We start from the raw sequence: 14,887 nt of genomic DNA on the forward strand, positions 1-14,887 counted from the left end.
CGGAGCGGCTTCATACCCCGGCCCGGTGCTGTCCGCGCGCCGGGATGCTCTCGGGAGGTGAAACGCCACGGCCGGGGGCGTGCAGCCCCTCCGCTAGCTCGCACTCAGAGCTAAAATCGGGGCATGGCCATGGGGGAGTTCCCCGATTCGCTCGCCGACGTCCTGGCCGGTGTCCAACGGCTGATCCGGCGCCGCCTGCGGGCCGGTCTCACCGCGCCCCCACTGCGCGGCGCCGAGGTGGAACTCCTGCGTCTGGTCGTGGCCCGCCCCGGCATCCGCGTCTCGGCCGCCGCGAAGGAGCTCTACCTCGCCGGCAACTCCGTCTCCACCCTCGTCAACCGGCTCAGCCGGACCGGCTATCTCCGCCGTGAGACCGCACCGGAGGACCGCCGCTCGGCACTGCTGTATCCCACCCCGGCCGCCTGCGCGCGGCTGCACGACTGGGAAGTCCGCCGGAGCGCCCTCGTACGCGAACAGGTGGCCCGGCTCTCCGAGGCCGACCAGGCCGCCCTGGCCTCGGCTCTCCCGGCACTGCGCAGACTCGCCCACAACCTGCACGAGGAGGCGGAGGGCTGATGACTCCCGACCCGGTCCCCGACGAGATCCCAGAGGAAAGCTGCGAGGAGGCCGCCGACGAGACCCTCGGCGGCGCATCGCGCGCCGCTGCGCCCGGCCCCGCACCCGCCCCGGATGCCTCCGACGCCGTGCTCTGCCGTGGCCTGCGCTACGCCTTCGGCGAGACCCGGGCCGTCGACGGCGTCGACCTCTCCGTACGCGCCGGCGAGGTCTTCGGCCTGCTCGGGCCCAACGGTGCCGGGAAAACCACCGCGATCCGCTGCATCACCACCCTCCTGCCCGTCCCGGCCGGCATGGTGCGGGTATTCGGGCACGACGCGGCCAGGCAGCGGATGGCGGTACGTCGACTGCTCGGGTACGTCCCCCAGCAGCTGTCCGCCGACGCCGGCCTGACCGGCCGCGAGAACGTCACCCTCTTCGCCCGGGTCTTCGACGTCTCCCGCCGCGAGCGCGCCGCACGCGTCGACCAGGCGTTGGCGGCGGTCGGCCTCACCGACGCGGCCGACCGCCTCGCCAAGACGTACTCGGGAGGCATGATCCGCCGCCTCGAACTCGCTCAGGCGCTGGTCAGCGCGCCCCGTCTGCTGATGCTCGACGAGCCTACGATCGGCCTCGACCCGATCGCCCGCACCAGCGTCTGGGACCACATCAACGCGGTACGGGCCGCCACCGGCATGACCGTCCTCGTGACCACCCACTACATGGACGAGGCCGACCAGTACTGCGACCGCGTCGCCCTGATGCACCACGGCCGGATCCGTGCCCTCGGCACACCGGACGAGCTCAAGTCCGCCCTCCGTGCCCGTCGCCGGACAGCCCCCGCCCCGGCCACGACGGGCACATCGGCCCACCCGTCCCCGGTCTCGACGTCACACCCCCACTTCCCCGCTTCACCGCTCTCCTCATCCTCGCTCTCCTCCCCGCCTTCCTCAGCGGCACCGTCGCGCTCGTCCGATGCCGCGCCGACGCTGGAGGACGTCTTCCGGGACGTCGCCGGCAGCGGCCTCGACGAGCAGTCAGGAGACTTCCGCGATGTCCGAAGCACCCGCCGCACCGCCCACCGCGTCGGCTGACGCCCGTCACGACGCCGGACAGCTGGACCTGCTGCTGGCCCCGCCCCGCGCCCGTACCGGATGGCGGGTGCTGCTCGCCCGCGTCCTCGCGATGTGCGTGGTCGAGCTGCAGAAGCTGCGGCACGACCGGACCGAGCTGTACACCCGCGCCGTCCAGCCCGCCCTCTGGCTTCTGGTCTTCGGGGAGACCTTCAACCGCATCAAGGCCATCCCCACCGGTGGCACCCCCTACATCGACTATCTCGCGCCCGGCATCATCGCTCAGTCAGCCATGTTCATCGCGATCTTCTACGGCATCATGATCATCTGGGAGCGGGACGCCGGCATCCTCACCAAGCTGCTGGTCACCCCGACCCCACGCGCCGCCCTGATCGCCGGCAAGGCGTTTGCCGCCGGGGTGAAAGCGCTGGTCCAGGCCGTAGTGGTGATCGTTATCGCCGCACTGCTGGGTGTGGCCATGACCTGGAACCCGCTGCGGCTCCTCGGTGTGGTCGTGGCGGTGGTGCTCGGCTCGGCCTTCTTCTCCTGCCTGTCGATGACCATCGCCGGCATCGTGCTCACCCGCGATCGTTTGATGGGTATCGGCCAGGCCATCACCATGCCGCTCTTCTTCGCCTCCAATGCGCTGTACCCGGTGGCGATCATGCCTGGCTGGCTCCAGACGGTCAGCAGGATCAATCCGCTGAGCTATCAGGTCGATGCCCTCCGCGGCCTTCTCCTCGGCACCCACGCCCATCTCGCCCTGGACTACGCCGTACTGGTCGCGGCCGCCGTGGCCGGTATCGCCGCCGCCTCCTCCCTCCTGGGCCGCTTGGCCCGCTGACCTCGCCCCCCATGAGGCCCGCCGGTCATGTGTGCCGTCCGGCCATCGCAGCCCCGTCCGTCGTCGCTCCCTCAGCCGTACGCGCGGCGTCCGCCGTCGTACGCTCGGCCTGCTCCAGCCACTCCAGGTACCAACTCCGGAACGTGGCCGGCGTGCCGTCGTCCGGGCCCAGCCGCAGGGGCTGCATATCGACGCCGTCGCAGCGGGCGTCCGCCCATATCCGGCCCCGCTCCGGCCCGCTCACCACCAGCCACCGGCGCTCGGCACATCCGATGTGGCACAGACATATCGCCCCGACGGTGCGGTCCTCGGACCACATCAGCGTCTCCCACCGGTCCCACCAGGCCTCTTCCGCCTCCTCGTACTCCTCCGCACTCTCGAAGTCGGCCTCGTCGGGCCGCTCCGCCTCCAACGCGTCGAGCAGCTCGGCATCGGGACCGGCCTGGGGAAAGGGCTCGGGCAAACGGGCGGGGGTGGTCATATTGCCTCCGTCGCCCACCCACTCCCAACCGCCGCCCGCCACCCTGCGCACGGGGAAAATGCCATAGGCCGGGCCCGCCCCGCCGGCGCCCACCTCTCGGAGGAACTCCCGGTACGCATCGGGCAGGCGCACTCCCAACGAGCGCTCAAGGTCCGCCAGTTCGTCCGCCGTGAGCGGATCGGCCAGCGCGAACCCATGGCCGTGATACCCGAACACCTGCTCCGCGCACGGTGCCGAGCACAGCCGCAGCACCCGCTCGCGGACCCCCGCCCATGTCTGCTCAGTCATGCTCCCACCGTACGAGGCACCACTGACAACGCCCGCCGCGCAGCCGGCTCGCGGCCGGCGCCGCGACGGTGGGCCGGGCCCGCGGCACGTCTCAGAGCCAGTCCCGCCGCTTGAAAATGAAGTACAGGCTCACGCACACCACCACCATCAGCCCGATGGCGAAGGGGTACCCGAACCCCCAGTGCAGCTCCGGCATGTTCTGGAAATTCATGCCGTAGATCGTCCCCACCAGCGTCGGTGCGAACAGGATCGCCGCCCACGACGAGATCTTCTTGACCTCTTCGTTCTGCTCGAAGCCCGCCTCGGCCAGGGCCCGCATCTCGGCGTTCTGCTGCTGGTTCACCAGGGTGGCGTTGACGGTGAGGATGTCCTGGAGGGCCTGCCGGAAGCCGTCCACCCGCTCCGTGGTGTGCAGCACGTGGTCCGCCACGTCCCGCAGATAGCGGCGCAGCTCCTCGTCGATCGCATACTTCTCGAAGCCCGCGGTCAGGCTCTCCAGGATGCCGTTCAGCGGACGGGTGGCGCGCTGGAACTCCACGACCTCCCGGGAGAGTTCGTAAATACGGCGGGAGACGCGCGGGTCGCCGCCGAAGACCTCGGTCTCGATCTCGTCGATGTCGGTCTGTACCCCGGCCACGACCGGCGCATAGCCGTCGACGACCGCGTCGAGGATCGCGTAGAGCACGGCCTCCGGGCCGCGCTTGAGCAGCTCCGGGGCGTCCTCCATGCGGCGGCGCACGGCCGTGAGGTCCGGTGCGCCCCCGTGCCGCACGGTGATGACGAAGTCCCGCCCGACGAAGAGGTGCAGCTCGCCGAAGTCGACCTCTTCGGCGTCGTCCAGATAGCGCGCGGCACGCAGCACGACGAACAGGGTGCCGCCGTAGCGTTCCAGTTTGGGACGCTGGTGAGCCTCCAGGGCGTCTTCGACGGCGAGCGGGTGGAGATCGAACTCCGAGGCCAGCGTGACCAGTTCGGAGGGTGTGGGGCGGTGCAGCCCGATCCAGGCGAGGGTGTCCGTAGTGGCGCGCTGCTGCCGGAACGCGTCGGCAAGTGTGTCGTGGGTGCTGACGCGGTGTCCGTCGCGATACAGGGCGGCGGTGATGACGCTGCTGGCGTTCTCGGCGGGCGGTTCCGGTGGCTGGGATCCGTCTGCGTTTTCGGCGGGCGGGGGCCCCGCGGGCCGTTTCTTCGCGGTTTTGCGCAGGCCGCGCAGGCCACGCGGCCGACGGCCGGGAGGTTCAGAGCTCACGACAGAACCGACCTCCGTCACAAGGGGGGATGAACGGGCACACAGAATCTCGACGCAGGATATCTGCCGCAGATGTCAGCACAGGTCAGCGGGCATGGTGCAGGATGGAACGGGACGTGACGCGGCGTGTGTCGCGTCCGGCGAGCTTTGTATGTTTATCCCTAGAATTGCGCGATGCAGATACCGCAGACAGCCATTGCTCCTCTGGGTGAGGTGATTCGGTGAACGGCCCCGATGCCACCGACGAACAGTGGGAAGGGCTCGCCGAGGTCGTCCCGCTCCGCGGCAGTAGTGAGTGGCCTTCCTGGCCCGACCACCGCGCCCTCCCCGAGGACGAACCGGCCGAGGAGCAGCGGCGGTTCATGGTCATCAGGGTCCAGACCTTCGCGGACGCCCGCGAGGTCGCCGAGTACCTGATGGCACAGATCCCGGTCCTGTTGGACCTCAGCAGCGCCGACACCGACGTCGCCAAGCGCATCCTGGACTTCTCCAGTGGTGTGGTCTTCGGACTCGGCAGCGGTATGCACCGCGTTGACACCAACGTCTTCCTTCTGGCGCCGGTCGGCACCGAGGTGGCAGAGGCGGTGACGGGGACCATCCCCCGTTCGTAGGAAGAGTGATCGGGCGGAACGGTTCTCCGGTCGCGCCACTGCATAGCGTCCCCACATGGATACCGGCAGTGTGCGACCGGCGGTCACCGAGTTACGGCTGTCCGCCTTCAAGACCCATCGCGGCATCACCCTGCCGCTCGGCCCGCTCAGCCTGTTGAGCGGCGAGAGCGGAAGCGGCAAATCCAGTGCGCTGCAGGCGTACGAGATCCTCGCCCGCCTGGGAAGCGGGGAGCCCCTGACCCGGGCGGTACGGGACGTCGCGGGCAGTGCATCGGCGTGTGTGCCGGCGGGGTCGCGCCCCGACGAACAGGGGAGACGCGGCTTCCGCATCGGCTGCACGGTCGACGGTCCGGCCGGTCCGGTCGACCTCGATCTCGCCGTACAGGCCGAGCCCGAACTCCGGATCGTCGGCGAGCGGTTGACCGGCGGCGGCGAAACCCTGCTGACCACCGCCCTCACCGACCCGGCGCGTCCTGCGGTGCAGGCGGCCTGGCACACCGCGGGTACGACCCCGGTCACCCGCGCCCCGCTGCCCGACGACCGTCTCGGTACGTCGCTGCTGCCGTTGCGCGTAGCCGGTAAAACGGAGGGCCAACGGCTCGTGCTGGCGGCCGCCGAGCAGGTCGTGGTCGCGCTGCGCTCGGCGTTCGTCTGCGATCCCCGGCCGGAGGTCATGCGGGGGATGCGGGCGGCCATGGCGGCCGGCGCCGTAGGCACGGACGGAACGGGGGGCCGGGCCAAGAAGGCGGGCACGGGCAACGCCGCGGGAAAAGGGGCGGCGACGACGGCAACGGCCGGGAGCTGGGGCGCCCGGGCCCGCAACGGGAGCGGAGGCGGTGGCGAGGCAGGACGTTGGGGCCGCGACACCGACGATGTGCAGGACGAGGGGCGGCTGCGGACCTCCTGCGACAACCTGCCCGCCGTACTGGAGCGGACGAGCAAGGAATGCGCCCGACGGCACGCGGTGCTGGTCGCGGCAGTACGGGAGGCCTGCAACGGCCCGGTCGACGGACTGCGTGCCGTCCCGAGACAGCCGGATCAGGCGGCCGAGGCGGCGACCGCAGTTCCTTCGCCGGCGGCACCGGCGGCCCCGCCGAGCAGCGGACGCAGCGGTTCCGGTACTCGGCGGGCCGGGCAGGGAGCGGTGGCGGAGGAACGGCGTCTGCAGGCCGTGGTCGACCGGGGCACGCTCGGCGAGATGCCCATCGAGCAGCTCGGCGACGGCGAGCTGCGGTTCGTCGCCCTGGCGCTGGTGCTGCTGACCGGGCCGGGCGTGCTGGCCATGGATCCGGCCGGGGAGATCCCCTCGGCACAACAGCAGATGACCGTCATGGCCGACGGAATGGACCGTTGCATGGACCGCAGGCAGGCGCGTGAGCTGGTGTCGCTGGCCGTGCGCATGGCGGAACGCGGGCACGTCCGGTTGCTGGGCACGGTACGGGACGCTTCGGTCGCCGACGGATTGCCCGGCGTACAGGTGCTACACCTAGGAGCATGAGCGAGGATCTTCATGCGCTGCAGCGACGACTGGCCGAATTCGCGGCCGCGCGGGACTGGCAGCAGTACCACACCCCCAAGAACCTGGCCGCGGCGCTGAGTGTCGAGGCCGCGGAACTCGTCGAGATCTTCCAGTGGTTGACCCCGGAGGAATCGGCGGAGGTGATGTCCGATCCGCGGGTGGCCGGCCGGGTCGAGGACGAGGTCGCGGACGTGCTGGCATATCTGCTGCAGTTCTGTGGGGCGCTGGGCATCGACGCCTTGTCGGCGCTGGCCGCGAAGATCGAGCGCAACGAAACGCGCTTCCCGGCGGTCCGGCAGGCCCGGCCGGACCGGCCCCGGGAGGGCGAGAAGTAGCGGGCGGGGGAGGGCGGCTCCGGAAGCGGGGCCGCCCCCTTGATGCTGAATTTTCCGGTCATTGCAGCTTTTTCTGGTGCCCTGAGTCGATCGTGTGACGGGTGGGGGTTGCGTGACGTGAGGGGAGCGGGCCGCGCGCAAATCGGACTCTCATCACTCTCTGGAGTTATGGATCTCTCCACAGCGCCTTGGTTGTCCACAGATTTGCGAATTCCCCTGGCTTTTTTGGCTGTTGACCCTCACTCTGGGTAGTGAAAGGAGTGCGGGGTGCATGCGAAGAAAGAAGGAAGGAGGGGGAGAGGATGGACGCGGTGCGGATCATCGCGGCCAGCCGGCGCGGCCTGGCGGAGTCGACCACGGTGCAGGACGTGATCGTCGAGGCGTGGCAGGCGCAGGCCTTGGCGGAGGCGATAGGCAGCCATCTCGCGATATGCGGACCGTACGAGGTGCGGTCCCGGGCCCAAGGCCTGGGTGATGCGAGCGGGCGGTTCAGCGGGGGACTGCCGCGCTCGACGCCGGCCAGAGGTGGACTGCGGGCAGCACAACTCTCCGAAGTGCGTGACGTCAGGGCTGCCTTGTCGGGGCTGTGTCGACTGCTACGCGAGGTTTGCGAAGCACTGGTCGGAGTGGTGCTGCTGGCCGAGGAGGAAGGAACGTACTGGACCTGCGTGGAGGCGATGGACACGCTCGACGAATCGAGAGACCGCGTTACCGGAATACTGGAGAAGCTGGAGGTGCGTGACCCGAACCCTGCCTGAGAACGACCACAGAAGAAGTCTGCGGAGAGCAGAAGAAGCCCGATGACGGTGGTAGCCCTGGCACGCCGGTTTCCCTGACGGCAGCGGCAGCGGTTACATGCAGCGCCGCCACTCCTTCCGACGGAATGCCTGGCGGCCTCTGCGCACCCTCTTGCACCCTGCGCACCTGACACTTCGCCTGCTGCTGACGAATTGCTCTGCATCGCGAGCCCCCCAAGGTCCGGCCCGCCACCCATAGACCGTCGCCCGTCGCTTTCGTGCCCTTTGAAGCCCGCTCATGGGCGGGGCCGCCCCCGACGGGCCTGAATTCCCCGCTCATCGGCGCCACATGCCGCAGCCGAGGTATGCAGAGCTACCTCCCTACATCCCTATGGCCCTAGGTCCCTATGGCCATCGACCGCCCGCGCGGTCGGGCAGTCGGCAGCGGTGAATGAGCAGGTTCCGGCCGGGACCGGGCGGGGCCGATCCGACCTGAAGCAACGCCAAGCAACGACGTACTGCCGCGGTTGGTCCGCCGTGAGAAGTGCAGGATGGAGGTATGGACCTACGAATCTTCACCGAGCCCCAGCAGGGGGCTTCCTACGACACGCTCCTGAAGGTCGCCAAGGCCACGGAGGATCTCGGCTTCGATGCATTCTTCCGCTCTGACCATTACCTGAGCATGGGCAACGGCGACGGGCTGCCCGGTCCGACGGATGCCTGGATCACCCTGGCGGGCCTGGCCCGTGAGACGAAGCGGATCCGGCTCGGCACGCTGATGACGGCGGGCACCTTCCGGCTGCCGGGTGTGCTGGCCATTCAGGTGGCGCAGGTCGACCAGATGTCGGGCGGCCGGGTGGAACTCGGCCTCGGAGCAGGGTGGTTCGAGGAGGAGCACAAGGCGTACGGCATTCCGTTCCCCAAGGAGAAGTTCGCGCGGCTGGAGGAGCAGCTGGCGATCATCACCGGCCTGTGGGCCACCGAGACAGGAAAGGAGTTCACCTACGACGGGACCTATTACCAACTTGAGAAGTCGCCGGCGCTGCCCAAGCCCGCGCAGACCAAGGTGCCGGTGCTGATCGGCGGGCACGGTGCGACCCGTACCCCGCGGCTGGCCGCGCAGTACGCCGATGAGTTCAACATCCCCTTCGCCTCGCTCGAAGACAGTGAGCGCCAGTTCGGACGGGTGCGGGCGGCTGCTGAAGCCGCCGGGAGGAAGGGAGATGAGCTGGTGTACTCCAATGCCCTGGTGGCCTGCGTCGGCAAGGACGATGCGGAGGTGGGGCGGCGGGCCGCAGCCATCGGGCGGGATGTGGACGAACTGAAGGCCAACGGCCTTGCGGGTTCCCCCGCGGAGGTCGTCGACAAGATCGGGCGCTATGCCGCCCTCGGCACCTCCCGCGTCTACCTGCAGATCCTGGACCTCGATGACCTGGACCACCTCCAGCTGATCTCGGACCAGGTGCAGTCCCAACTGGGCTGAGTCGGTCAGGCGAGGCGCCGAGTCGAACCAATGCGTTGCTGAGCCGGATCGACTGCGGTGCCGAGTCGAACGAACTGCGTTGGGCCGGCCGGCCGAGGTGGTGCAGGGGGAGGGGCTGCTGGAAAAACTGGTGGGGATCGGGGAGCGGTGCCGTAATACTCGGACGGGTGTTCCTGACGATAACCACCACCGGCAGCGCCGACCGTCCCGCGACCGACCTCGGATTCCTGCTGCACAAGCATCCCGACAAGGCGCAGCAGTTCTCGACGTCGCATGGCACCGCACATGTCCTGTACCCGGAGGCGGATCCGGAACGGTGTACCGCGGCGCTGCTGCTGGAGGTCGATCCCATCGCCCTGGTTCGCCGGAGCCGCGGCAAGGGCCGTGGCGGCGCTCCGGACTCGGCGCTCGGGCAGTACGTGAACGACCGCCCGTACGCGGCCTCCTCGCTGCTGGCGGTGGCGTTGCGGAGCGTCTTCTCCAGCGCGATGAAGGGGCAGTGTGCGGCGCGGCCGGAGCTGGTGGCGCGGGCGATGCCGTTGCGCATCGAGGTGCCCGTGCTGCCAGCCCGGGGCGGTGCGGAGCTGGTGCGCAAGCTGTTCCAGCCGCTGGGGTGGCAGGTGCTGGCCGAGGCGGTGCCGCTGGACGAGACGTTCCCGGAGTGGGGTGACTCCCGCTACGTACGGCTCGTACTGGAAGGGGAGTGCACGCTCGCCGAGGCGCTGCGGCATCTGTACGTGCTGCTGCCGGTGCTGGACGACGCCAAGCACTACTGGGTCGCGCCCGACGAGGTCGAGAAGCTCCTGCGGGCCGGTGAGGGCTGGCTGGAGGGGCATCCGGAGCAACGGGTGATCGTCGGCCGCTATCTGGCGCGGCGCTGGTCGCTGACGCGGGAAGCCATGGCGCGCCTGGAGCTGGAACGGCTGGCCGAGTCGGACGACGTGGCTGCCGAGGAGATCGACAACGCGGTGGACGAGGAAGCGGACACCGAGGAACGGCCGGTGCCGCTCGCCGTACAGCGGAGGGAGGCGATTCTCGCGGCGCTCCGGTCGGCCGGGGCTGAGCGGGTGCTCGATCTCGGCTGCGGGCAGGGTCAGTTGGTCGGTGCGCTGCTCAAGGACCCGCAGTTCACCGAGATCGTGGGGATGGACGTGTCGATGCGGGCGCTGCACGAGGCGCGGCGCCGGCTGCGGCTGGACCGGATGTCTGAGCGGCAGGCGGCGCGCGTACGGCTCGTACAGGGGTCGCTGGCGTACACCGACGCGCGGCTGAAGGGATATGACGCGGCGGTGCTCAGTGAGGTCGTCGAGCATGTCGACCCGGAGCGGCTGCCGGCGCTGGAGTACGCGGTGTTCGGGTCGGCCCGGCCGAGGACGGTCGTGGTGACGACGCCGAACGTCGAGTACAACGTGCGCTGGGAGTCGCTGCCGGCCGGGCATGTGCGGCATGCGGACCACCGCTTCGAGTGGACCCGGGAGGAGTTCCGGGGCTGGGCGCGGGAGGTGGCCGCGCGGCACGGTTACGAGGTGGACTTCGGCCCGGTGGGGCCGGACGACCCCGAGGTCGGGTCGCCGACACAGCTCGCCCACTTCCGTAGGGCGGAGGAGGGTGACAGTGGGAAAGCCGCGGGTGCGGGCGCGGGCGCGGTCGCAGTCGTAGCCGGTGGTCGCGGCGAAAGCGCCGCCGGAACGGGAACCGGAACCGGAACCGGTGCCGGTAACGGTTTGGGTGCCGCCGCCGGTGCCGGCAGGCATAAGGAAGGAAGCAGTGCTGTGAGTGGGGAGGAGGGTGCGGTATGACGGGCGTCGACCGTCGGGAAGCTGCGGTGGAAGTAGCGGTGGAAGAGACGAGGGAAGTGGCTGAGGAAGGGCGCGTGGGGCGCGTGGAGCGGCGGGCGCTCGGGGTGCCGGACCTGTCGCTGGTGGTGTTGGTCGGAGCCACCGGGTCCGGTAAGTCGACCTTCGCGGCCCGGCACTTCAAGGCGACGGAGGTCATCTCCTCCGACTTCTGCCGCGGGCTGGTCAGCGATGACGAGAACGACCAGAGCGCGAGCAGCGATGCGTTCGACGTCCTGCACTTCATCGTGGGGAAGCGGCTGGCGGCCGGGCGGCTGACGGTCGTCGACGCCACCAATGTGCAGTCGGAAGCACGCACCCAGCTGGTGCGACTGGCGCGGGAGCATGACGTCCTCCCGGTGGCGATCGTGCTGGACGTGCCCGAGCAGGTGTGCGCCGAGCGCAACGCGACGCGGGCCGACCGCGCCGGGCTGCCGCGCCGCGTCATCCAGCGCCACCAGCGCGAACTGCGCCGGTCCATGGGCCACTTGGAGCGCGAGGGATTCCGTAAGGTGCACCACCTCAGAGGCCAGGCGGAGGCCGATGCCGCCGAGGTCGTCAGGGAGCGCAGGTTCAACGACCTGCGGCACCTCACAGGGCCGTTCGACATCATCGGCGACATCCACGGCTGCCGTTCCGAGCTGGAGACGCTGCTCGGCCGGTTGGGGTACGTCGTGGTGCGCGACGGGCTCGGCAGGGCCGTGGACGCGGCGCACCCACAGGGCCGTACCGCCGTGTTCGTCGGGGACCTGGTCGACCGCGGACCGGACAGCCCCGGGGTGCTGCGGCTGGTGATGGGCATGGTCGCGGCCGGGCACGCGCTCTGCGTACCGGGCAACCACGAGAACAAGCTCGGCCGCTACCTCAAGGGCCGCAAGGTCCAGCACACCCACGGCCTCGCCGAAACCGTCGAACAGCTGGAGAAGGAGGACGCCGCCTTCCGGGACGAGGTGGGGACGTTCCTGCACGGACTGGTCAGCCACTACGTCCTCGACGGAGGCGGACTGGTGGTCTGCCACGCCGGGCTGCCGGAGAAGTACCACGGCCGGACGTCCGGCCGGGTGCGGTCCTTCGCGCTGTACGGCGACACGACCGGCGAGACCGATGAGTTCGGCCTGCCGGTGCGCTACCCGTGGGCCGAGGACTACCGCGGCCGCGCCGCCGTCGTCTACGGACACACGCCCACCCCGCGTGCCACCTGGCTGAACAACACCATCTGCCTGGACACCGGCTGCGTCTTCGGCGGCCGGATGACCGCGCTGCGCTGGCCGGAGCGGGAGCTGGTGGACGTGCCGGCGGAACGGGTCTGGTACGAGCCGACGAAGCCGCTCGCCACCGAGGCGCCGGGCGGCGCGGACGGCCGTCCGCTCGACCTGGGCGACGTTGCCGGCCGGCGGATCGTGGAGACCCGCCACATGGGCCGGCTCGCAGTGAAGGAGGAGAACGCGGCGGCCGCGCTGGAGGTGATGAGCCGCTTCGCGATCGACCCGCGGCTGCTGCCGTACCTCCCGCCGACGATGGCGCCCTGCGCGACGTCTCAGGAGGACGGCTACCTGGAGCACCCGGCGGAGGCGTTCGCCGGGTACCGGGCGGACGGCGTACGGGAGGTGGTGTGCGAGGAGAAGCACATGGGTTCCCGTGCGGTGGTGCTGGTGTGCCGCGACGAGACGGTGGCCGCGGAGCGCTTCGGGGCACCCAAGGGGATCCCGGGTGCGCTCTACACCCGTACGGGACGGCCGTTCTTCGACGACCCGGAGGCGACCGGCACCCTGCTGCGGCGGGTCGCCGCGTGCGTCGCGGGGGCCGGGCTGTGGGAGGAGCTGGAGACCGACTGGCTGCTGCTGGACGCGGAGTTGATGCCCTGGTCGCTCAAGGCCACCGGGCTGCTGCGCAAGCAGTACGCGGCCGTGGGCGCGGCGTCCGGAGCGGCGTTCCCGGGCGTGCTCGGCGCGCTGGAGGCAGCCGCCGGCCGCGGGGTCGAGGTGGCACCGCTGCTCCAGCGGCAGCGGGACCGGGCGGCGGACGCCGCGGCGTTCACGGCAGCGTACCGGCGCTACTGCTGGCGCGTCGGCGAGCGGGCGGCGTCGGACGGGCTCGGAGCGTTGGAGGGAGTGCGGCTGGCACCGTTCCAGATCCTCGCCGTACAGGGGCGCAGCCTCGCCGGGCTGGCACACACGGAGCAACTGGCGCTGATCGACCGGATCGTGGCGGCGGAGAGTGCGGTGGCCGGCCATGACGACGGGGTGTCCGGAGGCGGACTTGCCGCCGGCGGGGCCGGGCTGCTGGCCACGACGCGGCGGATCATCGTCGACACCGAGGACGAGGCGTCGGTCGCGGCCGGCATCCGGTGGTGGCTGGAGCTGACCGCGGAAGGCGGCGAGGGGATGGTCGTCAAACCGGTGCAGGCGCTGATACGGCAGCCGGACGGGCGGCTCGTCCAGCCGGGCGTCAAATGCCGCGGCCGCGAATACCTGCGGATCATCTACGGGCCCGAGTACACCCGTCCGGACAATCTCAAGCGGCTGCGCATACGCCACCTGGGCCACAAGCGTTCGCTGGCACTGCGGGAATACGCACTGGGCCTGGAGGCGTTGGACCGGATGGCGGAGGGCGAGCCGCTGTGGCGGGTGCACGAGGCGGTGTTCGGTGTGCTCGCACTGGAGTCGGAGCCGGTGGACCCGCGGCTGTAGCGGCGGCGGCCTGCGGACCGAGGAGGCGCGCTCGCCCCTGCTGACCGAGGTGGCGCGCCCCGCCCGTCAGGCCAACGATGGTGCGCTCGCTCGTCCGCCGTTGGGGGTGGGGGCGTTCGTCAGGCTGTTGAGGGCGCGCTCGCCGTTAGGTGGTCAGGCCGTCCTCGTCGCGCTCGTCGTGCGGTAGGACCGGCGGTAGTCGTTCGGCGGTACGCCCACCGTGCGGGTGAAGTGGCGGCGGAGGTTGGCGGCGCTGCCCAGTCCGGAGAGTTCGGCCACCCGGTCGACGGGCAGGTCGGTGCGTTCGAGCAACTCCCGGGCCCGGCCGATGCGTTGGGTCTGGAGCCACTGCATGGGCGTGGTGCCCGTGGCCGCGTGGAAGCGGCGGACGAGGGTGCGCGGGCTGGTGTTGGCGCGGCGGGCGAGGTCGGCGACGGTCAGTGGCCGGCGCAGGCGTTCGGTGGCCCAGTGCAGCAGCGGCGCGAGCGAGTCGTCGGGGCGCTGCGGCAGCGGCGTCTCGATGTACTGCGCCTGGCCGCCGGGACGGTGGGCCGGGGCGACCAGCTGGCGGGCCAGCGAGTTGGCCGTCTCGGTGCCGAAGTCCTCCCGTACGAGGTGCAGGCAGACGTCGATGGCCGCGGTCGAGCCGGCGCCCGTCAGCACATCGCCGTGGTCGACGTAGAGGACGGCGGGGTCGACGGTGACGGCCGGATAGCGCTCGGCGAGCAGGGCCGCGTACATCCAGTGCGTGGCGGCCGTGCGGCCGTCGAGGAGCCCGGTGGCGGCGAGGGTGAAGGCCCCGGAGCAGAGGGAGACCAGTCGCGCGCCGCGCCGGTGCGCCTCGCGCAGCGCCGCCACGAGTTCGTCCGGCGGATCACCGTGCACATCCGCCGAGCCCGGTACGAGGACGGTGTCGGCGGTCACCAACTCCTCGACCCCGTAAGGGGTCCGGGCCTGGAACCAGGGGCCGGTGCGGGGCTCGGCGCCGTCCGTGCCGATGGCGCACACCCGCAGGTCGTACCAGCCCGGAGGGGTCTGGATGCGGTCGAAGCCGAAGATGTGGCAGGGGATGGCGAGTTCGAAGAACGGGATGCCGTCGGTGACGGCGACGGCGAGGGAAGGCATGGGCCGAGTATGGCAGCGGAGGTGGCAGAAATGTAGCGGGCGTTGTCAGGGCTGCCACTCGT

At 70.6% G+C, this 14,887-nt stretch carries 13 protein-coding genes; 10 read left to right on the forward strand and 3 right to left on the reverse strand.

The window, feature by feature from the left end; translation table 11 throughout:
- Window positions 1-123 precede the first annotated feature (123 nt).
- The 3 genes from ACGF4C_RS04200 to ACGF4C_RS04210 are packed head-to-tail and all read left to right on the forward strand — an operon-like array spanning window position 124 to window position 2,472.
- Window positions 124-576, forward strand: a complete 453-nt coding sequence (locus tag ACGF4C_RS04200) for a MarR family winged helix-turn-helix transcriptional regulator (RefSeq protein WP_393563097.1) — start codon at window positions 124-126, stop codon at window positions 574-576.
- A complete protein-coding gene (locus ACGF4C_RS04205; RefSeq protein ID WP_393563099.1) occupies window positions 576-1,649 on the forward strand; it encodes an ATP-binding cassette domain-containing protein in 1,074 nt (357 codons plus the stop codon). The genes ACGF4C_RS04200 and ACGF4C_RS04205 overlap by 1 nt, the downstream gene beginning before the upstream one ends.
- A complete protein-coding gene (locus ACGF4C_RS04210) occupies window positions 1,609-2,472 on the forward strand; it encodes an ABC transporter permease (RefSeq protein ID WP_393563101.1) in 864 nt (287 codons plus the stop codon). Before ACGF4C_RS04205 ends, ACGF4C_RS04210 begins: the two co-directional genes overlap by 41 nt.
- A gap of 25 nt (window positions 2,473-2,497) precedes the next feature.
- Here ACGF4C_RS04210 and ACGF4C_RS04215 read toward each other — a convergent pair whose 3' ends face one another.
- A complete protein-coding gene (locus ACGF4C_RS04215) occupies window positions 2,498-3,241 on the reverse strand; it encodes an SMI1/KNR4 family protein (protein WP_393563103.1) in 744 nt (247 codons plus the stop codon).
- 91 nt (window positions 3,242-3,332) lie between these two features.
- Window positions 3,333-4,490, reverse strand: a complete 1,158-nt coding sequence (corA, locus tag ACGF4C_RS04220) for a magnesium/cobalt transporter CorA (protein ID WP_393563105.1) — start codon at window positions 4,488-4,490, stop codon at window positions 3,333-3,335.
- Between the two features lie 221 nt (window positions 4,491-4,711).
- Between corA and ACGF4C_RS04225 the strand changes: the two genes are divergently transcribed.
- The 7 genes from ACGF4C_RS04225 to ACGF4C_RS04255 all read left to right on the forward strand — a co-directional run bounded on the left by ACGF4C_RS04225 (window position 4,712) and on the right by ACGF4C_RS04255 (window position 13,700).
- Window positions 4,712-5,101 (forward strand): cell division protein SepF, encoded by a 390-nt coding sequence (locus tag ACGF4C_RS04225; RefSeq protein ID WP_393563106.1) that lies wholly within the window; start codon window positions 4,712-4,714, stop codon window positions 5,099-5,101.
- Window positions 5,102-5,156: 55 nt separating this feature from the next.
- The gene (locus ACGF4C_RS04230; RefSeq protein WP_393563108.1) at window positions 5,157-6,599 is read left to right on the forward strand and encodes a biotin transporter BioY; all 1,443 of its coding nucleotides are present in this window, start codon (window positions 5,157-5,159) and stop codon (window positions 6,597-6,599) included.
- On the forward strand, window positions 6,596-6,955 hold the full coding sequence (locus ACGF4C_RS04235) for a nucleotide pyrophosphohydrolase (protein WP_393563110.1): 360 nt from the start codon (window positions 6,596-6,598) through the stop codon (window positions 6,953-6,955). The genes ACGF4C_RS04230 and ACGF4C_RS04235 overlap by 4 nt, the downstream gene beginning before the upstream one ends.
- Window positions 6,956-7,257: 302 nt before the next feature.
- On the forward strand, window positions 7,258-7,713 hold the full coding sequence (locus ACGF4C_RS04240) for a DUF6099 family protein (RefSeq protein ID WP_393563111.1): 456 nt from the start codon (window positions 7,258-7,260) through the stop codon (window positions 7,711-7,713).
- 538 nt (window positions 7,714-8,251) lie between these two features.
- The gene (locus ACGF4C_RS04245) at window positions 8,252-9,175 is read left to right on the forward strand and encodes an LLM class F420-dependent oxidoreductase (RefSeq protein ID WP_393563113.1); all 924 of its coding nucleotides are present in this window, start codon (window positions 8,252-8,254) and stop codon (window positions 9,173-9,175) included.
- 167 nt (window positions 9,176-9,342) lie between these two features.
- A complete protein-coding gene (locus tag ACGF4C_RS04250; RefSeq protein WP_393563115.1) occupies window positions 9,343-10,974 on the forward strand; it encodes a 3' terminal RNA ribose 2'-O-methyltransferase Hen1 in 1,632 nt (543 codons plus the stop codon).
- Complete coding sequence (locus ACGF4C_RS04255; RefSeq protein ID WP_393563117.1) at window positions 10,971-13,700, forward strand: polynucleotide kinase-phosphatase; 2,730 nt, start codon at window positions 10,971-10,973, stop codon at window positions 13,698-13,700. Before ACGF4C_RS04250 ends, ACGF4C_RS04255 begins: the two co-directional genes overlap by 4 nt.
- A gap of 153 nt (window positions 13,701-13,853) precedes the next feature.
- Here the strand turns inward: ACGF4C_RS04255 and ACGF4C_RS04260 are convergent, their stop codons facing one another.
- On the reverse strand, window positions 13,854-14,825 hold the full coding sequence (locus ACGF4C_RS04260) for a helix-turn-helix domain-containing protein (RefSeq protein ID WP_393563119.1): 972 nt from the start codon (window positions 14,823-14,825) through the stop codon (window positions 13,854-13,856).
- Window positions 14,826-14,887: the final 62 nt, after the last annotated feature.

The organism is Streptomyces sp. NPDC048197, assembly GCF_043202395.1.
GTDB lineage: Bacteria > Actinomycetota > Actinomycetes > Streptomycetales > Streptomycetaceae > Streptomyces > Streptomyces siderophoricus.